Annotated in this window: 17 protein-coding genes; 5 read left to right on the top strand and 12 right to left on the bottom strand. The window is 51.2% G+C overall.

Features of this window, described 5'->3' with window-relative positions:
• Positions 1-34 precede the first annotated feature (34 nt).
• From H0247_RS09230 to ushA, 3 genes are all read right to left on the bottom strand, one after another.
• Complete coding sequence (locus tag H0247_RS09230; RefSeq protein ID WP_180742281.1) at positions 35-2,188, bottom strand: carbon starvation CstA family protein; 2,154 nt, start codon at positions 2,186-2,188, stop codon at positions 35-37.
• Positions 2,189-2,477: 289 nt separating this feature from the next.
• Positions 2,478-4,505: a discoidin domain-containing protein gene (locus H0247_RS09225; protein WP_180742280.1), complete on the bottom strand. Its 2,028-nt coding sequence runs from the start codon at positions 4,503-4,505 to the stop codon at positions 2,478-2,480.
• A 252-nt stretch (positions 4,506-4,757) separates the two neighbouring features.
• Positions 4,758-6,407: a bifunctional UDP-sugar hydrolase/5'-nucleotidase UshA gene (gene ushA / locus H0247_RS09220; RefSeq protein ID WP_180742279.1), complete on the bottom strand. Its 1,650-nt coding sequence runs from the start codon at positions 6,405-6,407 to the stop codon at positions 4,758-4,760.
• A gap of 664 nt (positions 6,408-7,071) precedes the next feature.
• On the opposite strand from ushA, the gene ybaL reads away from it, so the two are divergent.
• Entirely contained in the window at positions 7,072-8,757 is a 1,686-nt protein-coding gene (ybaL, locus tag H0247_RS09215; protein WP_180742278.1) for a YbaL family putative K(+) efflux transporter, read from the top strand.
• 102 nt (positions 8,758-8,859) lie between these two features.
• Here ybaL and hemH read toward each other — a convergent pair whose 3' ends face one another.
• The 8 genes from hemH to H0247_RS09175 all read right to left on the bottom strand — a co-directional run bounded on the left by hemH (position 8,860) and on the right by H0247_RS09175 (position 17,420).
• The gene (gene hemH / locus H0247_RS09210; RefSeq protein WP_180742277.1) at positions 8,860-9,822 is read right to left on the bottom strand and encodes a ferrochelatase; all 963 of its coding nucleotides are present in this window, start codon (positions 9,820-9,822) and stop codon (positions 8,860-8,862) included.
• Between the two features lie 348 nt (positions 9,823-10,170).
• A complete protein-coding gene (adk, locus tag H0247_RS09205; protein WP_010303043.1) occupies positions 10,171-10,815 on the bottom strand; it encodes an adenylate kinase in 645 nt (214 codons plus the stop codon).
• Between the two features lie 264 nt (positions 10,816-11,079).
• Entirely contained in the window at positions 11,080-12,963 is a 1,884-nt protein-coding gene (htpG, locus tag H0247_RS09200; protein WP_180742515.1) for a molecular chaperone HtpG, read from the bottom strand.
• Positions 12,964-13,143: 180 nt separating this feature from the next.
• Positions 13,144-13,749 carry a recombination mediator RecR gene (gene recR / locus H0247_RS09195; protein WP_180742276.1) on the bottom strand — a complete coding sequence of 202 codons (606 nt, stop codon included), beginning with the start codon at positions 13,747-13,749 and terminating at the stop codon, positions 13,144-13,146.
• Positions 13,749-14,078 carry a YbaB/EbfC family nucleoid-associated protein gene (locus H0247_RS09190; RefSeq protein ID WP_132452506.1) on the bottom strand — a complete coding sequence of 110 codons (330 nt, stop codon included), beginning with the start codon at positions 14,076-14,078 and terminating at the stop codon, positions 13,749-13,751. Before H0247_RS09190 ends, recR begins: the two co-directional genes overlap by 1 nt.
• 40 nt (positions 14,079-14,118) lie before the next feature.
• The gene (gene dnaX, locus H0247_RS09185) at positions 14,119-16,179 is read right to left on the bottom strand and encodes a DNA polymerase III subunit gamma/tau (RefSeq protein WP_180742275.1); all 2,061 of its coding nucleotides are present in this window, start codon (positions 16,177-16,179) and stop codon (positions 14,119-14,121) included.
• 74 nt (positions 16,180-16,253) lie between these two features.
• Complete coding sequence (apt, locus tag H0247_RS09180; protein WP_180742514.1) at positions 16,254-16,808, bottom strand: adenine phosphoribosyltransferase; 555 nt, start codon at positions 16,806-16,808, stop codon at positions 16,254-16,256.
• A gap of 216 nt (positions 16,809-17,024) precedes the next feature.
• Positions 17,025-17,420 carry a DUF454 family protein gene (locus H0247_RS09175; protein WP_180742274.1) on the bottom strand — a complete coding sequence of 132 codons (396 nt, stop codon included), beginning with the start codon at positions 17,418-17,420 and terminating at the stop codon, positions 17,025-17,027.
• 208 nt (positions 17,421-17,628) lie between these two features.
• Between H0247_RS09175 and priC the strand changes: the two genes are divergently transcribed.
• Together priC and rsmS are read left to right on the top strand one after the other, a co-directional pair.
• Positions 17,629-18,165, top strand: coding sequence for a primosomal replication protein (gene priC, locus H0247_RS09170; RefSeq protein ID WP_180742273.1), 537 nt, complete (start codon positions 17,629-17,631; stop codon positions 18,163-18,165).
• A gap of 36 nt (positions 18,166-18,201) precedes the next feature.
• Positions 18,202-18,381, top strand: a complete 180-nt coding sequence (gene rsmS / locus H0247_RS09165) for a pleiotropic regulatory protein RsmS (RefSeq protein WP_180742272.1) — start codon at positions 18,202-18,204, stop codon at positions 18,379-18,381.
• Positions 18,382-18,415: 34 nt separating this feature from the next.
• Here rsmS and acrR read toward each other — a convergent pair whose 3' ends face one another.
• A complete protein-coding gene (gene acrR / locus H0247_RS09160; protein WP_180742271.1) occupies positions 18,416-19,057 on the bottom strand; it encodes a multidrug efflux transporter transcriptional repressor AcrR in 642 nt (213 codons plus the stop codon).
• Between the two features lie 165 nt (positions 19,058-19,222).
• On the opposite strand from acrR, the gene H0247_RS09155 reads away from it, so the two are divergent.
• Together H0247_RS09155 and H0247_RS09150 are read left to right on the top strand one after the other, a co-directional pair.
• Positions 19,223-20,416, top strand: coding sequence for an efflux RND transporter periplasmic adaptor subunit (locus H0247_RS09155; protein ID WP_180742270.1), 1,194 nt, complete (start codon positions 19,223-19,225; stop codon positions 20,414-20,416).
• 28 nt (positions 20,417-20,444) lie between these two features.
• A complete protein-coding gene (locus tag H0247_RS09150) occupies positions 20,445-23,573 on the top strand; it encodes an efflux RND transporter permease subunit (protein WP_180742269.1) in 3,129 nt (1,042 codons plus the stop codon).
• The last annotated feature ends 126 nt before the right edge of the window (positions 23,574-23,699 follow it).

The following is a 23,699-nucleotide window of genomic DNA, read 5'->3' as shown; positions in this document are numbered from 1 at the left end:
CTAGCTGTCTCGCAAAATCTGACGGGCGAGTGACTTAGTGGCCGGAAGAGACTTTCACGCCGCCTTCAGGAACCGGAACATATGGCGTTTCCTGATCGGTACGTTCAGCTACTTTACGTGCGGCCAGAGCCTCTTTGATACCATACGCAATAATGCTGTACACCACGATCAGGAACAGAATGCTCAGACCGGCGTTGGTATAGTTGTTGGTCACGATATGGTTCATGTTCGCAATCTGCTGTACGCTCAGGTCAGCACCGCCTTGCGCAATTTTGCCCTTGAACATGTTCGCCATATAGAAGAAGCCTTCCAACTGCGGGTTGTCACTGAACAATTTCAGACCCAGCGCCCAGGTCGTACAGATCAGTAGCCAAATCGCCGGAAGCAGCGTGACCCAGATGTACTGTGTACGTTTCATCTTAATCAGAATCACCGTACCCAGAATCAGCGCGACGGCAGCCAGCATCTGGTTAGAGATACCGAACAACGGCCACAGGCTCTTCACGCCGCCCAGCGGATCGACCACGCCTTGATACAGCAGATAGCCCCACAGACCGACGCAGCCCGCCGTACCGATGATGCCGGCGATCAGAGAGTCGGTCTTCTTCAGGAACGGAACGAAGTTACCCAACAGGTCCTGCAACATGAAGCGGCCAGCACGTGTGCCCGCATCCAGCGCAGTCAGAATGAACAGCGCTTCAAACAGAATACCGAAGTGATACCAGAAGCCCATGTCGGCACCAGGAATGATCTGGTGGAACACGTGTGCGATCCCCACAGCCAGCGTTGGTGCGCCACCTGCACGGTTCAGAACGGACGGTTCACCGATGTCTTTCGCCGTTTGCAGAATCTGCTCAGGAGAAATCACGAAGCCCCAGGAGCTAACAGTCGCCGCCGCATGAGCAGAGACATCCTGCAACTGAGCCAGAATCATCGGCGCATCTGCCGTGCCCAGTCGGTGCAGATCCGGCATCGTAATGCCCAGCGCCGCTGGCGGGGTGTTCATCGCGAAGTACAGGCCAGGTTCGATAATCGATGCCGCAACCAGCGCCATCACCGCCACGAACGATTCCATCAGCATCGCGCCATAGCCGATGAAACGCGCATCGGTTTCATTAGCCAGCAGTTTCGGTGTCGTACCAGACGCAATCAGCGCGTGGAAGCCAGATACAGCACCACAGGCGATAGTAATAAACAGGAACGGGAACAGCGTACCTTTCCAGACCGGGCCGGTGCCATCCACAAACTGTGTTACTGCTGGCATTTTCAGATCTGGGTTCAGGATCACGATACCAATCGCCAGACCGACGATGACACCGATTTTCAGGAAGGTTGCCAGATAGTCACGCGGAGCCAGAATCAACCATACCGGCAGCAGCGCAGACACGAAAGCATAGCCAATCAGCGTATAGGTAATCGTCGTATCTTTGAAGGTCAGCGCCGGGCCCCAGTACGGGTCATGTGCAACCACGCCGCCGAACCAGATCGCCAAGACCAGCAGCACGATACCCATCACCGAGACTTCACCGACTTTACCCGGACGGATAAAGCGCATGTAAATGCCCATAAACAGCGCGATCGGCACCGTAGAACACACGGTAAAGACGCCCCACGGGCTTTCTGCCAGTGCTTTCACCACAATCAGCGCCAGTACGGCAAGAATAATGATCATGATCAGGAAGCAGCCGAACAGCGCAATCGTACCCGGAACAGGGCCCAGCTCTTTCTTAACGATTTCGCCTAGCGATGCGCCATTACGGCGGGTTGAAATAAACAGCACCATGAAGTCCTGTACTGCCCCCGCCAGCACGACGCCGGCCAGCAGCCACAAGGTGCCGGGCAAGTAACCGACCTGGGCGGCCAGTACCGGCCCAACCAACGGGCCTGCACCAGCGATAGCGGCAAAGTGGTGCCCGAACAGGACGTTACGGTTCGTCGGCACATAGTTAAGACCGTCGTTATTGACAACGGCAGGGGTTGCTCTGGTCGGGTCCAACTTCATGACTTTCTGTGCGATATACAGGCTGTAGTATCGATAGGCCACGAGGTAAACGGCGACAGAAGCAACAATAATCCATAATGCACTGACATGCTCACCGCGACGTAGTGCGACTACGCCGAGGCAGGCAGCCCCGATGATTCCAAGAATCATCCAGGGGATGTGTTTAAGAATGGAACTGCTCTTCATAAGACATCCTTCAATTAAAAATTACGATCGTTTGATTTTGTTAGCTGTGGAAAAAGAAACCCTGGTAAGACGTTGCGCGATAACGTGTCATCGCGTGTTTCGGATAAAGGGACATCGTGGCGGCACATTACGCCATCGCGTACGCGCGTGGGGCGGGTATTTGGGTAGGCGGCAGAATAGCGAGTTAAGCGGTTAGAATGACGCGGTAAGTGGCAGGGGATAAATGGGGCGCGATAAAAGAAAAGGCCGCGAACGTCGCGGCCAGTAAAATGTTGAGCATCGTGAACGATTACGGTACCTGATACGCCAGTTTGTAATTGCCTGCCGTTACGGTGCGGAATGTCACGCTGTCGGTGCGCCAGCGGATTTCCACTTCCGCAGGGGACTGCACTTTCCAACTGGACGCATCGTTAACGTTCAGCACCAAGCGGTCAATGGTCGCGACATCTGCCGCCGGATCGGTAATATCAAGCGCGAACGCAAAGGCAAGCGAGTCCGGCACACCGTTGTTAGATGCAAACAGCTGCGTCCACTGGGCCGCCGTAATAGCGCCAAGATCAGCAGGCGTCATACCGTCGGCGATCAGTTTCGTTGCCCCTACCGTATCTGCTGACAGCGCACCCACATCAACCCATGCCCCGTTGCGCAAGACATGCCAGTTAACTAAGTCACGCGTGACAGCGACACGCACTTTACCGTTGCCTGTCTGCGTTGCCGTTAACGTTGCGGCATTGATTTTTGACCATGCGGCGGACGTTAGTGATTTTTGAATAGCAATTTGTGTATAAGGTGTATAACGAGTTTTCACTTTAATCGGCTGTTCTGAAACAATTTTTACCGATTTAGAAAAAAGAGTGATTCCTGTATTAATCTCCCCTGAATTTAATATACCGTACTGATTAATTTTCTCAGCACTCAACTCACCGCTAATCTCAGTAATGTTCCCTTCAGTTACACCATAGTACTTCCCATCCACATAGAAAACAAATTTACTATCAGGTGGAAACAATTTAAATTCAGCAATAGTTAAAAATGGTTTATCCCCATTTTTTTTCGTAATCATAAGTCGATATTTTGAATAACTGGCAATACCATCAATATTAAAATCTCTGACAGCTCCAGCTTCGTTATTCTTGTCATCTATGACTTGATGCAAATCAATCCAGACAGTTCCATCATCACTACCCTGTAATATCCATGAATTGGGTCCTCCTAATTGATTCTGAGAACGGTTTATAATCTGATATCGACTGACTGCAGTTTTATTAGGCAACTCTATTTGCAACCAATGAGGTTTAGAAGGAACTGGTTGCCATGATTCATCGGTACTCCAGCAATCCGGTAATCTACCTATGTTATTTGAGCCATCAAATGCAACCCATGGTGCATATGTTGCATTTGATATAGCAAAATTGGATGCACTAGCTATATAACCTAAAGGTGCTATATTTGATGTCATTTTCGGGATAACGGTATCAGAATCAGCAACTTGATATATATTTATAATTTTTCCATCCGCTTTTATTTCAGCAGAGTAAAATTTTCCATCAGGTACTAATTGATAATTTGAACCGGTATAAAGGCTGGCTATACCATCAAAAGTAACATCATTTGTCGCGTTATAATTGGGCTCACTTGATGCATTGAAGTCATCAACCACATAAGTCTGATTCGCCGCCCCCGCTTCTTCTTTCAACGCATACGCCGCGAGGTTAAATGCATTTTGTGGGCTAATGCTGAAGGCGTGATTCTGCCCCGCCGTTGCGCCCAGACGATCGGCGACGATATAGCCAGAGCCACCACTGCTCGAACCACCGCCCGTAGCACTGATTACCGTTTTCTCATTCACTGGGTTATAGCTCAGCGTTACACCTGCCCCAGCCTCCAGCGAGGAATGGATAAGCTGTTTTGTTTTTTGTGTATAGTCGGTGATGTCCGCTGTGGTATGAGTATGTCCAATGGCCGCAACGCCCATTTGTGCTGGCGTAGGTGAAATATCACCACTGCCCAGCAGCGATTGACCAAAGACAGTGCGGATAGTGGTGCCAGAGAGTAATGCATCCTGCTTTTCATTCCAGGTCGCTTTTTCATCCGGCGAGGCAAATTTTCTGGTGGCGGTTTCGGTGATCTGATCGGCCGTATAGTCGCCATCTTGTGCGGTTACCATGCCGGTACGCCCGAATACGGAGGTAACACCCGAAACACCGGGTTCTTGACCGCTTTCGTTATCTGAATGACAGCAAACAGGGGGATTAACAGTACATGTTGCTTTACCTGTACTGTCACAAACATTGATTTCAATATTTAGGTTTTTCATAATACCGACGGCTCCGTTAGTGAAGGTGCATCAGGAGTATCGCGTATTTGGCAGGTCTGTTATTTTAAAGCACTTTACTAAACATAAAATTATTTAATCAATAAAATCAGTAAATTAGATTCAATTCATTTTTGTAATGCGCAGCTTATATGCAGCACAGCCTTTAAGAGCTCAAACAGAAAAAATGGCGGTTTCAGTCATCAGCAAAGAGACAAAAACCGCCACCACTATTAGTTACTTATAAACAATTTGTTACTTATAAACAATTTCACCTTTCGGCGCGTAGGCTTCTGCGTCCAGTGGTGAATGCTTCTCGATATATTGTTTAAGCACTTCAGCGTCGACAAAACCGGTATTCACATAGCCCGGCAGATTATCAAGACGCGGGTAGCCATCGCCGCCCATCGCATTAAAGTTCAGCGTTGCCATGCGGTAAACTTTATCGGCCTGCAACGGTTCACCTTTGATTTTCACGTTCTGTACGCCCTGCCCGTCCGCCGTCAAACTGACGTTGAGGAATTGCGCATAGGCACCGGAATCCACCTTTTTATTGGCTGCGACGGCCAGATATTTCTCGACATCGCTGCCTTTCATATCCACATAAACCAGCGTGTTGGCAAACGGCTGAACCTTAAGGACATCTTTATAAGTGATCTCACCGGATTCAATCGAGTCACGCACGCCACCGCCGCTCATGACGGCAAAATCCGCACCTGCACGCTCAAGCTGTGCCGACAGCAGCACGTGCGCCAGATTGGTCTGACGGAAACGCACCTGATTACGATCGCCTTCGAGTTTGCCTTTCACACTACCGATCTTGATGCCCAACTGCGCCTGCCCTTTTTCCTGGAACGGCGTCAGCACTTTCATGACCTCAGGATCCTGAGTGATTTCCTGCGTATAGAAAACACGTTCAGTCTTGCCGTCCTTTTCTACCTTTTTCTTCAGGTTGATGGGGATCAGTTGGTAATGTTCAAGCTTCAATTCACCATTGCGGAAGGTGAAATCAGCACGGCCAACATATTTCCCCCACTCATGTGCTTGCACAATCCAGGTGCCGTTCTGGCGATCGGGAGCACAAGGCGTGCCGGGCACATAATCCACCTGTTTTTTATTTTCCTGCGCCATACAGACAGGATCCTGCGAGTGTCCCCCTACAATCATGTCCAAATATCCCGCAGGCAGGCTACGCGCCATTTCTACATCGCCCGGCGCATTGGAACCATGATTACCGTCGTCATAGTGTCCCATGTGCGTCGCAGCAATAATCACGTCAGGCTTTTCGCTCTTCCGTAATTGCTCAACAACCTGCTTCGCTTCTGTAGAAGGGTTACGGAATTCGATATCAGTAAAATACTCAGGATTGCCTAATTTGGCCGTATCGTCCGTTGTCAGGCCGATAACCGCGATTTTCACACCTTGCTTGTCGAACAGAGCATAAGGCTTAAATAAGCGTTCCTTGGTGCTTTTCTGATAGATATTGGCCGATAATAGCGGGAATTTTGCCCATTTTTCCTGCTGACGCAGGACAGACAGCGGATTATCAAATTCGTGGTTGCCAAGCGCCATCGCATCATAGCCAACCATGTTCATACCACGAAAATCGGGCTCCGCATCCTGTAAATCGGACTCAGGCACGCCAGTATTAATATCACCGCCGGAAAGCAGCAGTACGCTGCCACCTTTACTCGCCACTTCCTGCCGAATCTGATCGACCAGCGTTTTTTGCGCAGCCAGCCCATATTCGCCGTAGCCGTTATGCCAGAAGTGCCCGTGGTGATCATTCGTATGTAAAATGGTGATGGCGTATGTTTTATCTTTCTCCCAAGCCATTGACATAACAGGCGTTAGCGCCAGCGATACCGCAATCGCACATCCCAAAGCTTTTATTGAAAAGCGCATGATAAATCTCCGTTTATTTTAAAGCCCCAGTGGAACCACTGAGAAATTCACCACACAAATTAGCACAGCAAGATGAACAATGCGCGAAGCACATTCGCCCCGTCGGTTAGCAATGTGCGATAGCCGACAAAATCAGCTGAGGTATAGCAGAGAGAGTGATATCACGCCAGCTTAATACTGTCGTCACGCCGCCAAGAACTCTTGCTAATATGAATGCTTCATCGGAATAATCCAGCATCACACCGTTTATCCTCTGTTTTCCGACGTTTTATCCCAGTGGATAAAATTATTCCGCTGAATACACAGAAAAGCAGTAAGGTATTAGCACCAATAACATCACGCCATCAAAATAATTACGCATGTTTATCAATGCTTATCGCGAGAAACCATCCTTAAATCTGTGTTACACTGCCTTTAAGTGGAAAGACTGATATTTTTAATAAAATACCACTTTTATCCAAGCAACATTTCGCTATATGCAATAGAATTTATGTATACCCAGAATAATTGGCGTTGCAGCCAGACAGCAAACGAACGAATCCCAATACACTTTTCGGTACATAAAGTGATAAGGGTACGTAAGCGCCGCTAACCACGCTGTAGCGTCAAGGCAAGAAGGGTAAATCCGCTCAATTATGTTTCACCTATGGCACAAGGAGTTGGGATGCATGCTGCAACACCGCTAATTTCTACTATCGCTGGAGGGCTGGTTCTTGCCTTCCTCCTTGGCATTCTGGCAAACCGGCTGCGAATCTCTCCCCTTGTTGGTTACCTTGCCGCAGGCGTACTTGTCGGTCCTTTTACCCCTGGCTTTGTCGCCGATACGTCGCTGGCCTCAGAGCTGGCCGAACTTGGCGTCATCCTGCTGATGTTTGGCGTCGGCCTGCACTTTTCGCTGAAAGACCTTATGGCGGTAAAGTCCATCGCCATTCCTGGCGCAATAGCCCAGATTGCCGTGGCGACGCTGCTTGGAATGGGATTATCCACCATGCTGGGCTGGAGCCTGGCGAGCGGCCTGGTTTTTGGCCTCTGCCTGTCTACCGCCAGTACCGTGGTTCTACTACGCGCGCTGGAGGAACGACAGCTGATTGATAGCCAACGCGGTCAAATCGCCATCGGCTGGCTGATTGTGGAAGATCTGGCGATGGTGCTGACGCTGGTTCTGCTGCCAGCCTTCGGCGACATGATTAGCGCTGAGCATGCCGATACCAGCAAACTGCTTACCGATTTAGCCTGGACCATCGGTAAAGTGATTGCGTTTATTACCCTGATGATTGTCGTAGGTCGCCGTCTGGTGCCGTGGGTATTAGCAAAAAGCGCTAGCACCGGCTCACGCGAGCTTTTCACGCTGGCGGTGTTAGCCATGGCACTCGGCATCGCCTTTGGCGCGGTGAAACTGTTTGATGTCTCCTTTGCACTGGGCGCATTCTTCGCTGGTGTGGTATTGAACGAATCTGAACTCAGCCAGCGTGCGGCGCACGACACGCTGCCGCTGCGCGACGCCTTCGCCGTACTGTTTTTCGTTTCCGTCGGTATGCTGTTTAATCCGATGATCCTGCTGAACGACCCGATTTCCGTGCTGATCACGCTGGCTATTATCGTGTTCGGTAAGTCAGCCGCCGCCTTCGTGCTGGTTCGACTCTTTGGTCATTCCAAGCGAACCGCATTAACGATTTCCGCCAGTCTGGCGCAGATCGGTGAATTCGCCTTTATTTTAGCTGGGCTCGGCATTGTGTTGGGGCTACTGTCCGAAGAGGGACGGAATCTGGTGCTGGCTGGTGCCATCCTCTCAATCATGATAAACCCGCTGCTGTTTACGCTGCTTGAACGCTATCTGGCGAAGCATGAAACCATTGAAGAGCAGATCGTGGAAGAAGCGATTGAGGAAGAGAAACAGATTCCTGTCGATATGTGCAACCATGCGCTGCTAGTTGGCTATGGCCGTGTTGGTAGCCTGATTGGTGCCAAACTGCATCAGGCAGGAATTCCTATCGTCGTCATTGAGAATTCACGTACGCGTGTTGATGCACTGCGTGAACAGGGAATCAAAGCCGTACTGGGCAATGCGACCAAGCCAGAGATCATGGATATTGCGCGTCTGGACTGCGCCCGTTGGCTATTGCTGACCATTCCGAACGGCTATGAGGCGGGCGAAATCGTCGCAGCAGCCCGTGAGAAGCGCGCCGATTTAGAGATTATCGCCCGCGCGCACTATGACGATGAAGTCAGCTACATTATCGATCATGGTGCCAACAAGGTGGTCATGGGCGAGCGGGAAATCGCTAATAGCATGATCACGCTGCTGAAGCTGGATGACCTCCCTTCTGCACCTCAGGCGTGCCCTATCTAAATAGCTACACGTTAGAGACAAAAATGGCGGGCTTAATTTGTCCGCCATTTTTTACGCTGTCCGCCATGCCTTTAAACATCACCAGACAAGACAACCTCGTCCCTACTCTACTTTACTCACTAGCTGTTCCAGCAGGTCGATGTGCAGCGGATCGTCATTGAGCGCAGGAATATAGTGGAAAGCCTCGCCACCTGCATGCAGGAAAATTTCACGGTTCTGTTCCTGAATCTCTTCCAACGTCTCCAGACAGTCAGCCGCAAAACCTGGGCACATAATCTGAATATGTTTAACACCCTGCGCGGGCAGCCCCTGCATAGTTTCATCCGTGTACGGCGTCAGCCAGGGTTCACGGCCAAAACGCGACTGGAAGGTCATCATCACTTTCCCTTCCGGCAGCCCCAGCGCAACAATCAGCGCCTCTGTAGTCGCCCGACAGCGTTGCGGATAGTCGTCCCCTTCATTGGCATACCGCACGGGGATACCGTGATAAGAGATCACTAACCTGTCCGGTTCACCATGTTCGACAAAAGACTGCTCGACACGATGCTTCAGCGCCGCAATATAAGCAGGATGCTCGGCGTAATCGCGGATAAAGCGAATCGCAGGCAGTTGACGATTATCACGCAGCTGTGCCGCGAGCCCGTCCCACACCGCTGCGGTTGTTGAGCAGGAATATTGCGGATACATCGGCAAAACCACCAGTTGCGTTACGCCCTGCGCCAACAATTTATCCAGCGCTGAACGCAGGCTGGGCGAGCCATAGCTCATGCCCAGCTCAACGGGCGTTTCCGGCATGCGTGCTGCCAGTGCCTGCTGCTGTCGACGGCTAATCACCAACAGCGGCGATCCGCCCTCCATCCACACCGATTGATAGAGCTTAGCCACTCGCGGCGAGCGAGTTGGCAGAATGATACCGCGCAGCAGCGGCCACCATAGCAGACGTGGCGTATCCACTACGCGGCGATCACTCAGAAACTCCGCCAGATAACGCTTCACCGCCTGCGGCGTCGGGGCATCGGGCGTCCCTAAGTTCACCATCAGCACGCCGTATTTCTCTTGTTTCATCGCCGTCTTCCTTTCATGGAGAAGCAGGCTTTCTCTCAGCCCGCCAGTGCGTAACATCAAATTCCCATACACTGAATAATTCGAGTTGCAGGCAGGCGGCAACCGCACGAATCCCCCAGGAGCTTACTCAAGTAAGTGACTGGGGTGAGCAAGGGAAGCCAACGAACATGCAGCTTGAAGTATGACGGGTATATTGTAGCGAAAAAAAGCTAAACAAATACGGGTAGATAGCAGGGATAACGCTAATGCTATCAATAGAGGAAACCAAGCCAGTGAGGATTTCAGAACGAAAAAATGCCAGATCATCGTCTGGCATTTTTGTGACAAAGTGGGACTCGCAGCGAAAAATTAGCCCAGGATGGTTTCCAGCTCTGCGCGAACTTCTTCCACTTTACGCGTGCCTTCTACTTTGAAATAGCGCGTGTTGCCCGCATCCGCTTCTTTCTGGTAGTAGGAAACCAGTGGGGCAGTCTGCTGATGGTACTCGACCAGACGTTTACGTACGGTATCTTCCTGATCGTCTTTACGAATAGTCAGATCTTCACCTGTCACGTCGTCTTTGCCTTCAACTTTAGGCGGATTGAATTTTACATGATAGACACGACCGGACGCCGCATGCACGCGACGGCCAATGATACGATCGATGATCAGTTCGTCAGGAACGGCAAATTCGATAACGTAATCCACATTGATGCCTGCATCTTTCATTGCATCAGCTTGTGGAATGGTGCGTGGGAAGCCATCCAGCAGAAAACCGTTACGGCAATCCTCCTGGGCGATGCGCTCTTTAACCAGAGCAATGACCAGTTCATCAGTGACCAGTTTACCTGCGTCCATGATTTCTTTAGCCTGCTTGCCCAATTCAGTACCCGCTTTTACCGCAGCACGCAGCATGTCACCCGTGGAAATCTGCGGAATACCGTATTTTTCCATGATGAATTGAGCCTGAGTACCTTTGCCTGCGCCCGGAGCGCCCAGCAGAATAATACGCATCGCGTAAATCCCCTTGCTATGTAATATTTATAAAATAAATTTGAAAAACGCTAAACCATACCATTCCAGACGCTTATGCTCAAGGAACGGGCTCGCTTCAGCAACGTGTAGGCAGATGAAAAAAAGCCAGATACCTAAAAATACGGTTTGTCCTCTACCCAATGTTGCCATTCAGTGTAGACGAGGAAATGTTCAATAACGCAAGGAAACGTAAAAATCGGGGGAAAGACCCCGGTTAACACCGGGGTCTGGAAGGTATCACTATCAGGCGCTTAACAGCTGATTCATACGACGAATGAACAGGTTTGGATCGTCCAGCGTCCCGCGCTCGGCCAGCAGAGCCTGATCCAGCAGCAGTTCGACCCATTCGCCAAACTCCGCTTCATCAGAAACGTCGGCTGCGCGTTTAATTAACGCGTGATCCGGATTCAGTTCAAAAATGTACTTCACTTCTGGTGCTTGCTGGCCGGCTGCGGCGAACAGTTTCGCCATCTGGGTACTCATCTCATCCGCATCCGTCACGACAATCGCTGGCGTATCGGTCAAACGGTAGGTGAAACGCACGTCTTTAACGCGCTCGCCAAGTAGGGTTTTCACACGCTCAACAAACGGCTCCAGCGCTTTTTGCGCTTCTTTCTGTTCCTCATTTTCTTCGTCAGCCAGTTTATCCAGCGCCTCATCGGCCTTGCTGACTGACTGGAAGGATTTACCGTCGAACTCAGTCAGGTAGCTCATCATCCATTCGTCAATACGATCGGACAACAGCAGAACCTCGATACCTTTCTTACGGAACAGTTCCAGATGTGGGCTGCTCTTCGCCGCCGCATAGCTGTCTGCCGTGATGTAGTAGATCTTGTCCTGACCTTCCACCATCCGACTAACGTAATCTTCCAGCGACACCGTCTGCGCGGAGCTGTCAGATTGCGTGGTAGCAAAACGCAGCAATTTCGCAATCGCTTCACGGTTGCTGCCATCTTCTGCCGGGCCTTCTTTCAGTACCAGACCGAACTGCTGCCAGAACGTCTGGTATTTTTCCGCGTCGTCTTTCGCCAGTTTATCCAGCATTTGCAGCACGCGTTTGGTCAGCGCATTACGCAGGTTTTGCGTCACGCGACTGTCTTGCAAAATCTCACGGGAAACGTTCAATGGCAGATCGTTAGAATCAATCAGGCCGCGAACAAAACGCAGGTAGTTCGGCATGAATTGTTCGGCGTCATCCATAATAAAGACGCGCTGAACGTACAGTTTCAAGCCATGTTTATGATCGCGGTTCCACATATCCCAGGGTGCACGCGCTGGGATGTAAAGCAGGCTGGTGTATTCCTGCTTACCTTCCACACGGTTGTGGCTCCAGCTCAGTGGATCGGTAAAATCATGGGAGATGTGCTTATAAAATTCGTTGTACTCATCATCGCTGACTTCAGATTTACTGCGCGTCCACAGAGCCTGCGCCTTGTTAATTTTTTCCCAGCTAACGGTAGACTCACCGCCTTCTTCTTCGCTTTCCGTCCGAGATTCAATTTCTACCGGCAGCGCGATATGGTCAGAATATTTGCTGATGACGGAACGCACACGCCAGTCATCCAGAAATTCGTCTTCGCCTTCACGCAGATGCAGAGTGATTTCCGTTCCACGGTCGTCTTTGGTGATGTCAGCAATGGTGTAATCGCCTTCCCCGGCAGATTCCCAGTACACGCCCTGATCGGCATTCGCGCCCGCAGCACGCGTACGCACGGTCACTTTATCCGCCACGATGAAGGCAGAGTAGAAGCCCACACCGAACTGACCAATCAGTTGACTATCTTTAACCTGATCGGAACCCATCGATTCAAGAAACGCCTTGGTGCCGGATTTCGCAATCGTACCCAGATTATCAATGACTTCGTCACGGCTCATGCCAATACCGTTGTCAGAAATCGTCAGCGTACGTTTTTCTTTATCCGTAGACACCCGCACGCGCAGGTCGCCATCGCCCGCATACAGTTCCGGTGCAGACAGCGCACGGAAACGTAATTTGTCTGCCGCATCGGAGGCATTGGAAATCAATTCACGCAGAAAAATTTCTTTATTGGAATAGAGCGAATGGATCATCAAATGCAGAAGTTGCTTAACTTCAGACTGGAACCCGCGAGTTTCTTGGCCTTTCATACTCATTGTTGCTTACCTCAATCCTAATATTATTCAGGCTGATTAAACTGATGATAAGTAGCAGATGGGGATAAACCAGGTTGATTTCAAGGGGTAGATTTCAGTGAAAAAAGAAAGCGGTGCGATAAGAATGAAAAACAAAACTGCGGCTGCCAGATAATGGCGCTGGCAGCCGACAGATTAAAACCGGAAAGGCTGGCGTCCCGCGAGTGAATGGGACAGCGTGGTGCCGTCGACCATTTCCAGCTCTCCGCCAACGGGAACACCGTGAGCAATACGGCTGGCCATCACACCGTGTTGTGCGCACAGTTCAGCAATATAGTTCGCCGTCGCGTCGCCTTCAACCGTCGGGTTGGTTGCCAGAATCACTTCGCTGATCGACTCCACCTGCAAGCGTTCTTCCAACCGCCCCAAACCGATATCGTCCGGGCCAATGCCATCAAGCGGCGACAAGTGACCCATCAGTACAAAGTAACGGCCAGCAAACTGCCCCGTCTGTTCGATAGCCTGAATATCAGCCGGGCTTTCCACCACGCAAATCTGGCCGTTTTGCTGGCGACGCGAATTCGAGCAAATCGCACACACGTCCTGCTCGGTGAATGTCCGGCAATCGCTACAGTGGCCGATTTCGGACATCGCCCGCGTCAACGCCTGCGCCAGACGCATACCGCCGCTGCGGTTACGTTGCAGCAGTTGAAACGCCATGCGCTGTGCCGATTTGGGTCCAACGCCCGGCAGGCAGCGCAGCGCTTCCATCAGTGATTCAAGAAGCGGACTGGTCTGCATCAGAACGGCATCTTGAAGCCTGGCGGCAGTTGCATACCGCTGGAAACCGACGCCATTTTCTCTTTCTGCGTTTCCGCGATGCGGCGGGCAGCATCATTGAATGCCGCAGCAATCAGATCTTCCAGCATCTCTTTATCATCTTCCATCAGGCTGGGATCGATTTCCACGCGGCGGCAGTTATGCGCACCGTTGATCGTAATTTTCACCAGACCCGCGCCCGATTCGCCCGTGACTTCCAGATTCGCAATTTCTTCCTGCATCTGCTGCATTTTTTCCTGCATCTGCTGGGCTTGCTTCATCAGGTTGCCAATTCCACCTTTACCAAACATAGTTTTCTCTCTATCACGTCGGGCTGCGCACTCGCAGCGGTTAAACAGGGCGGATACTTTCTTCGTCCAGTTCCGCATCAAAGAAACGCCGCAGCGTTTGAATCGTTGTATCGGCCAGAATAGACTGACGCGCCTGCGTCAGTTTCTCTTCGTATATAGCCTGGCGCCACTCCAACGGCGTCCGCACCGCTGGATTGTCGTCTTCCGTAATCAGTAATTCTACAGGGTGCCCGTAGTGGGCCGTCAATGCGTCCGCCAGCGTCTTTTGCGCCGCCGGCGAATTCAGGTGCCGCTGGGATGAACGAAGATGCAAATGGACTTTACCCGCTTCTTCGCTCTCTTTAAACGCATTGAGTGCCAGCTGTTGTACCAGCTTTGGCAGCGTCAGGCGATGGATTTCCGCTGCCCAAGCATCCCGCTCCAGTGACTCTTCCGCCAGCCGTGCTGCCAGCTCCGGCGTTTTTTCGTGTTCTAACGCCGAACGCAGCGCTTTTGGCGTCGCCACATCGACCTTTTCTTCATCGACTTTGTTTTGCGCCCGCCAACGATAGGCTTCCGGTTTTTTAGGTTCGGAAGGCGAGGTTTTCGCGTTTTGCCGTTGAATGCTGCGCTCAGTCACCGAAGCTAACCGCTCCAGCGCTGAGGTTGCCGGCCGCGTGTTGTCAGACGCTGCCGGTTCAGCCTTTTTTGGTGGCGTGCTCCCCTGTTTTCGCAGCAGTTGACTGCGCGCCTGTAACAGTTGGGACGTCGCATCAGGCAGTTCACTCTCATCATGCGGCTGCTGAGAAGACGATGAAGCAGAAGGTTCCCCTAACGGTGGCGCATACGCGGATGCATCCAGCGGTGGCTCGGGAGAATAAGTGGGTGCCTGTACGTCAGCCAGAGGTTCACTGTTCTGCGGCGCTGGTGTACGAGTCCTCGCCGATGCAGCGGCAACAGGCTGCGGCGGCACGGCGGGTTGAGTAACAGGAGCTCGCGCAGCACTCATTGGCGCGACAGGTTCGGCGATAATCTGACTAGGGTGAAACGCCAGCGCTCTCAGTAACGTCATTTCAACGCCCATGCGACGATCTGGCGCAAAAGGCAGTTCTTTGCGGCCAATTAACATCGTCTGGTAATACAACTGCACGTCCGCAGGCGGCAGCGCACGCGCTAAATCTCGCATACGGGCTTCAACAGCAGCGTAATCATCACCCAATGCCGCAGGCAGCAGTTGAACCATCGCAATGCGGTGTAACAGCGTCTGGGTTTCTACCAGCAGTGATTCCCAGTCCACACCCCGTGCCGCAACCTGATCTAACAGCGACATGACCTGTGCACCATCGCCTTTCGCCAGCGCTTCAATAAGTGCCAGCGGTTGTTCATCATCCAACGTGCCCAGCATTTGACTGACGGAAGCGGTCGTGACCTGCCCCTGCCCCATAGCAATGGCCTGATCGGTCAGGCTCAGCGCATCGCGCAAGCTTCCATCGGCAGCACGCGCTAAGAGTTGCAGAGCGCGGGGCTCACTAACGAGGTTTTCTGCCTGTAATACCTGTTCCAGATGCGCGCGAATCTGTTCAACATCCAGCGCTTTGAGGTGAAATTGCAGGCAGCGTGACAGAATGGTCACTGGCAGTTTCTGCGGATCGGTGGTCGCCAGCAGGAATTTAACGTGCGGAGGCGGTTCTTCCAGCGTTTTCAGCAGCGCATTAAAGCTGTGACGCGATAGCATGTGTACTTCGTCAATCAGGTACACCTTGAACCGTCCACGAGCGGGGGCGTACTGCACGTTATCCAACAGATCGCGAGTATCTTCTACTTTAGTACGAGACGCAGCGTCGATTTCAATCAAATCGACAAAACGGCCCTGTTCAATTTCGCGGCAGTTATCACATTGACCACACGGCGTTGCCGTCACGCCCTGTTCACAGTTTAGCCCTTTTGCCAGCAAACGGGCAATCGACGTCTTCCCGACGCCACGGGTGCCAGAAAACAAATACGCGTGATGGATTCTGCCTAGGGAAAGGCCGTTAGCCAACGCGGTCAGGACATGTTCCTGACCGACAACGTGGGTAAAGGTTTGGGGACGCCACTTACGGGCAAGAACCTGATAGCTCATCAATACCGCAATAGTCGAGTTATTGAGGCGATCATGCTAACACAGCCACGCCGCTATCGGCGAGACTGTTATGATTAATGTCCGGGGAAGTCAACCAGGCTATAGCAGGTGACGCCCATCTCGGTCAGGCGTTGCTCGCCACCCAGATCGAACAAATTAATGATAAATGCCGCATCGTTAACCGTGCCGCCCAGACGACGAATCAGTTTCACCGTCGCTTCGAGCGTACCTCCCGTTGCCAGCAGATCGTCGATCACCAGCACATTATCACCAGCAGAGATCGCATCAGCATGGATTTCCAGCGTATCGGAACCATACTCGAGTTCATAGCTTTCGCTGATTGTCGGACGTGGCAGCTTGCCCGGTTTACGCACCGGAACAAAACCCACACCCAGCGCTAAAGCAACTGGTGCACCAAACAGAAAACCACGCGCTTCCGTGCCGACAACCTTCGTCACACCGCTATTGCGGTAACGGTTCGCCAGCATATCAATACTGGCCGCATAGGCCACAGGTTCTTCCAGCAGGCTGGTGACGTCACGGAACAGTATGCCCGGCTTCGGATAATCGGGGATGCTTTTGATACTGTTTTTAATTAACTCTGCCTGCTGCTGCGCTGTTACGGTCATCATAGTTGTGCCTGATAAAACGTTCTGAACATACAAATGCCGGTCACCACAAGGCTTTCATCATCGTATGGCGTGATGAAGAGGCATTATGACAAAGAGGAAAATGGCGACCCGCGCACGAAAACGCTCAAATCTAGTCAAAGTGGCGGACAAATGCAACTATCCGCACTCTGGGTGCGTATTTTTTGTATTTCCGTCACAGGATCGCTGCTTACGCTATCTTTTCGGATTCGCGCCCTGCGTTTGTTGTTCTGGATCAAGCACGGGTAAACGAAGCATGAAGGTCAACAAAATAGCCAAAATGACCAATAGCAAGATCCTGACCCAAACCAGCTTCACCAGCCAAAGTGAAAGTGCGAACGTTAACAGAATCATGGTAACCGCCTTCCATTTTGCTCCCGGTGGCAGAGCCCGATGCTGCTGCCAATGGCGCAAATAACTGCCAAACCACGAACGGTATAATAGCCAGTCGTGGAAACGCGGAGACGAACGGGCAAAACACCAGGCAGCCAGTAACAAGAAAGGTGTGGTCGGCAATAAAGGCAACACAACACCCAACGTTGCCAGCACAACGGAAACCCACCCCAATATCATCAGCAACGCGCGATACATATTCACCTTTATACGTTGTTCACTACCAATATGTTTTGTCTACGCAGTATGCTTTGTCTGCGATAGTGTCTATCACACTTTATCACCACCTTGTCTGATGAATTAGTTAAGATATCCTCATACGGTGTATTAAGGCGATGCTAGCTAACAATTATCAATACACCACGCACCGACGCGCTGAATCATCAGCCTTACCGTAAGGGAAACCGTGAACACGCACCGATTGCTGCAGGCGCTTGAACAACAAATTACTACGCTGGCGAAAGAGCTTGAACCGCTGGCAGATAAAGCCGTGCCGCAATCGCGCTTTGATCGCCAGCTTTTTAGCAGCTATGGCACCCGATTACGGGATTATCGCGCCGAAGTTGAACAAAATTTGCAGGCAATAAAGCAGTTGGTCGCAGAGCAACGCACCGAACGTGTGGCATTTCTGGCAGAAAAACTGGTCAGCCAGATAGCCGCACTCCAGCGTGAACTGGCCACGCAATCATTACGCAGGCAAGAGCAACATGCCGCCCCGCCGCCGGAAGATGTGTACCACAAACTGGCAGAACATCAGGATTATGAACGCCGTTTGCTCTCCATGATTCAAGATAGAGAAAGCCTGCTCATCACACAGACGCTTTTCAGCGAGCAACAGCGATTACAAAAAGAGCTGGCGGCGCTGGAAGGACGACTCTCACGCTGCCGTCAGGCGTTGTCACGACTGGAGCGCCAGATCGAACGCCGGGAACAAGGGCTATAACACAGCGGCTCGCCGATAAAAAAGAGGAATGACGTTATGTCACTTGAAAATGCCCCACCCGAAATCAAACTGGCGGTCGATTTGATCATGTTGCTGGAAGAAAACCAGATCGAGCCTCGTATCGCGCTGGCCGCGCTGGAGATTGTACGTAACGATTTTGAGAAAAAGTGCTCACAAGAAGGAAGCGACGCAGCCCCACAATCAAAGAGATATTGAATGATAAAAGGCGTTAGTGCCGTCCAGCGACGGCTTATTCAGCGGGTTTGCGTAGCGCTGGGCTAAAATGTAGCATATCGATAAAGGCATCCACCAGCGCTGGGGCATCTTGATCGAGATCGAAACTTTCCGGCATAAATAACCAGTTTTCCATCACGCCGGAAAAATAGGCACGCAGCGCAATCGCTGCTCGGCGTGGATGAATGTCCGTCGGTAACATGCCCATATGAATGCACTTAATCAGATTTTCTTCAATATCGACATAGCAGGAAAGATAAAGCTCTTTGCGCGCATTATACGATTGCAACATTTCACCGACAAACTCACATTTGTGAAAAACAATCTCCATAATGGATCGCCAGTGAGTATCATTAACCGTTAAACGCAGCATATAAATCAATAATTCACGCATTACGCGGAGTGGATTATCAGGGAATTTTGTCTGATACTCTATTTCAAACTCACTGATTTTTGACTCTGCCAGCGCCCAGATCTCATCGAAAATTTCGGCCTTGTTCTTAAAGTGCCAATAAATAGCACCGCGGGTCACACCAGCAGCAGTCGCAATGTCGGACAATGAAGTCGCAGACACACCATGCTCAGAGAACACTCTTAACGCGGTATCCAGTATCTGTTGTCGGGTTTCCTGAGCCTGTTCTTTGGTTTTTCGTGCCATGATAATTTGGTTTTTCGTGCCATAACGCTGTATTTGAAGGAAAGTGAGATTTACATACATTCAAGTATGTATGTAACATAGCACGAACATAAGACTATAGCAGCAATGGGTTTTTGGGCTTGTGATCCATTGGTCAATTTCAAATCGGACACTTGAGGTTTATCTATGAACAAAAACAGAAGGCTAACGCCTCTGGCGGCAGTTCTGATGCTTTCTGGCAGCTTAATGCTCGCAGGATGTGATGGCGGCAATAATCAGCAAGGCGGCGCACAGCAGCATATGCCTGAAGTGGGTATTGTCACGTTAAAAACGGAAGCACTGAATGTCATGACCGAGCTGCCGGGCCGTACAAGTGCTTACCGCATTGCCGAGGTGCGCCCGCAGGTTGGCGGTATTGTCCTCAAGCGCAACTTCGTTGAAGGATCTGACGTTAAAGCCGGTGCATCGCTGTATCAAATCGATCCTGCGACCTATCAGGCAAGCTACAACAGCGCTAAAGGGTCACTCGCTCAGGCTCAGGCCCAGGCTGAAATTGCCCGTCTGACCGTTAACCGCTATAAACCGCTGCTGGGCACCAACTACGTCAGCAAGCAGGATTACGATCAGGCCGTTGCCACTTCTCGTCAGGCTGATGCGGCCGTTCAGGCTGCCAAAGCGGCGGTAGACACCGCACAAATCAATCTGGCTTACACCAAAGTCAGTTCACCTATCGAAGGCCGCGTAGGTAAATCCACGGTAACGGAAGGCGCCTTGGTGGCGACCGGGCAAGCGACGGCATTAACGACCGTGCAACAGCTTGATCCGATTTATGTTGACGTCACACAGTCCAGCAATGATTTCCTGCAACTGAAAAAAGAGCTGGAAAACGGCACGCTGAAACAAAGTGCAGGCAAAGCCAATGTCCGCCTGCTGCTGGAAAACGGTACTGAATATACCGAGGCAGGTACATTGGAATTCTCTGATGTCACGGTAGATGAAACCACCGGCTCCATCACGCTGCGCGCCATTTTCCCTAACCCACAGCACAACTTGCTTCCTGGTATGTTTGTACGTGCGCGTCTCGATTCTGGCGTTAACCCGACGGCCTTATTAGTGCCGCAGCAAGGTGTTACTCGCGACCCGCGTGGACAGGCTACCGCTATGGTAGTTGGGGAAGGCGATAAAGTGGAACCCCGCACGCTTACAACCAGTAAAGCAATTGGTGACAAATGGTTGGTCACCGAAGGCTTGAAAGCGGGCGATCGCGTTATTGTTACGGGCCTGCAAAAAATCAGACCCGGTGCGCAGGTGAAAACTAAAGAAGTCGCTCAAGAAAATCAGCAGGCACAGCAAGCGCCAGCAGAACCCGCGAAGTCTTAAGACGTTCTAACAGGAGCCGGTATAATTCATGGCTAAGTTTTTTATAGATCGACCCATTTTTGCATGGGTACTCGCCATCATGGTGATGCTGACGGGGTTACTGGCAATTGTTAAATTACCGATTGCCCAGTATCCAACGATTGCACCACCCGCGATTGACGTAACAGCAACTTATCCAGGGGCCGATGCATCAACGCTGCAAGATTCCGTGACGCAGGTTATCGAACAGAATATGAACGGTATCGATAACCTGATGTATATGTCATCAAGCAGTGACTCTTCTGGTACGGTTCAGATTACGCTGACGTTTGAAGCAGGTACGGACGCGGACATCGCGCAGGTCCAGGTGCAGAACAAACTGCAACTGGCCATGCCGCTGCTGCCGCAGGAAGTACAGCAACAAGGGGTTAACGTCCAGAAATCAAGTAGCAGCTTCCTTATGGTTGCCGCCTTCATCAGTGAAGACGGTAAAATGTCGCAGGCGGATATCGCTGACTATGTAGCCGCTAACGTTAAAGACCCTATCAGCCGTACATCTGGTGTAGGTGATGCACAGCTGTTTGGTTCCCAATACGCGATGCGTATCTGGCTAGATCCAAACAAACTGAATAATTACCAATTAACCGCAACTGATGTCACCACTGCAATCCGGGTTCAAAACAACCAGATTGCCGCAGGACAATTAGGTGGCGCGCCACCGGTTCCCGGCCAGCAATTGAATGCTTCCATCATTGCGCAGACCCGTCTGAATTCAGCAGAGGAGTTTTCTAAAATACTGCTGAAAGTTAATTCGGATGGATCTCAGGTGCGCCTTAAAGATGTTGCTCGCGTTGAGTTGGGCGCGGAAGGCTATGACGTTATTGCTCGTTTTAACGGCAAACCTGCTGCTGGTATCGGTATTAAGCTGGCAACCGGCGCGAATGCGCTGGATACGGCAACCGCAGTCAAAAATGCATTGACCAAGGCGGAAGAGTTCTTCCCTGCTGGTCTGAAAGTCGTTTACCCATACGATACAACACCTTTCGTTAAGATCTCGATCAACGAAGTCGTGAAAACGCTGGTGGAAGCTATCGTACTGGTATTCCTTGTGATGTATCTGTTCTTGCAGAACTTCCGTGCCACGCTGATCCCCACTATCGCGGTGCCGGTCGTCTTGCTGGGGACATTTGCCATCCTTTCCGTGTTTGGCTATTCCATTAACACCCTGACGATGTTCGCAATGGTGCTCGCCATCGGGCTTCTGGTGGATGACGCCATCGTTGTGGTGGAAAACGTGGAACGTGTCATGGCGGAAGAAGGTTTGCCGCCGAAAGAAGCGACCAAACGCTCCATGGAGCAGATCCAGGGCGCGTTGGTTGGTATTGCACTGGTACTGTCTGCCGTATTCGTCCCAATGGCATTTACCGGCGGTTCCACAGGGGCAATCTACCGCCAGTTCTCCATCACCATCGTTTCTGCGATGGTATTGTCTGTGCTGGTCGCGTTGATTTTGACGCCAGCGCTTTGTGCAACACTGTTAAAACCAATTGCTAAAGGCGACCACGGCGAGAAAACAGGCTTCTTCGGCTGGTTCAACAGACTGTTTGAGAAAAGCACGCATCACTACACCGATAGCGTAGCCAATATCCTACGCAGCACAGGCCGTTATCTGGTCATTTATCTGCTGATTGTTGTCGGCCTGGCACTTCTGTTCTTACGTTTGCCGACGTCCTTCCTGCCAGACGAAGATCAGGGTGTTCTCCTGAACATCGTTCAGTTGCCTTCAGGGGCAACGCAGGAAAACACGCAGAAAATCATGGACAGAATGACGAACTACTATCTCGAAAACGAGAAAAGTAACGTTAAATCTGTATTTACTGTGTCGGGCTTCGGGTTCTCTGGCCGTGGGCAGAATGTCGGTCTGGCCTTCACCAGTCTGAGTGACTGGAGTGAACGAAAAGGCGCAGAAAATAAAGTTATGGCGATTGCAGGCCGAGCAAACGCGGCCTTTAGCCAGTATAAAGAAGCTATGGTTTTCGCAGTCAACCTTCCTGCGATTATCGAACTGGGTACCGCAACAGGTTTCGACTTCCAGTTAATTGACCAAGCTAACCTTGGGCATGCAAAACTGACGGAAGCACGTAACCAACTGCTAGGCATGGCGGCACAACGTCCTGATACCCTGGTGCAGGTTCGTCCTAACGGGATGGAAGATACACCGCAGTTCCGTCTCGATATCGATCAGGAAAAAGCACAAGCGCTTGGCGTGTCGCTGTCAGATATCAGCTCAACATTGGCAACCACGCTGGGTGGTTCTTATGTAAATGACTTTATCGATCGCGGTCGTGTGAAGAAAGTCTACGTTCAGGCTGATGCGCCTTTCCGTATGTTGCCAGATGACATCAAAAACTGGTACATCCGCGGTAGCAACGGGCAAATGGTGCCATTCTCTGCCTTCACGCAGAGCCACTGGGAATATGGTTCACCGCGCCTGGAACGTTATAACGGCCAACCATCCATGCAGATCCAAGGCCAAGCCACGCCAGGTAAGAGTACCGGTGAGGCGATGGCATTGATGGAAAGTTTCGTGGCCCAGTTACCGCAAGGTATCGGCTACGAATGGACGGGTATGTCCTATCAGGAACGGTTATCCGGCAACCAGGCACCGGCAATCTATGCGATCTCACTGATTGTCGTGTTCCTGTGTCTGGCAGCGCTTTATGAGAGCTGGTCAATACCGTTCTCCGTCATGCTGGTTGTTCCATTAGGGATCATCGGTGCATTGATTGCGGCAAACATGACAGGTCTTGAAAACGACGTTTACTTTAAGGTGGGCCTGCTGACAACCATAGGGCTATCCGCGAAGAATGCTATATTGATCGTCGAATTTGCCAAAGACCTGATGGAAAAAGAAGGGAAAGGGCTGATCGAAGCAACGCTGGATGCCGTTCGTATGCGTTTGCGTCCAATTTTGATGACATCTCTTGCCTTTATCCTTGGTGTACTGCCGTTGGTAATCAGTAGCGGTGCAGGTTCCGGTGCACAGAATGCCGTTGGTACTGGCGTAATGGGCGGGATGATTACGGCGACCATTCTAGCGATCTTCTTCGTTCCCGTGTTCTTTGTGGTTGTTCGCCGTCGCTTCGGCAAGAAAGTAGACGACACAACAGCGCACTAAGGCTGAACATCCATCAATATTTCCCCTAAAAGGCCGCCTAGCGGCCTTTTTTACTTTCCAGCCCTTCCCTTCTCAGTTCATTCTCAGCAAACGAGTACAGAGCCGTTTGCATCGTTATCCGCTTCT

It is taken from the genome of Pectobacterium sp. CFBP8739, from assembly GCF_013449375.1.
In the GTDB taxonomy this organism is placed as follows: Bacteria; Pseudomonadota; Gammaproteobacteria; order Enterobacterales; family Enterobacteriaceae; genus Pectobacterium.
This window is presented reverse-complemented; position numbering and strand designations above follow the sequence as displayed.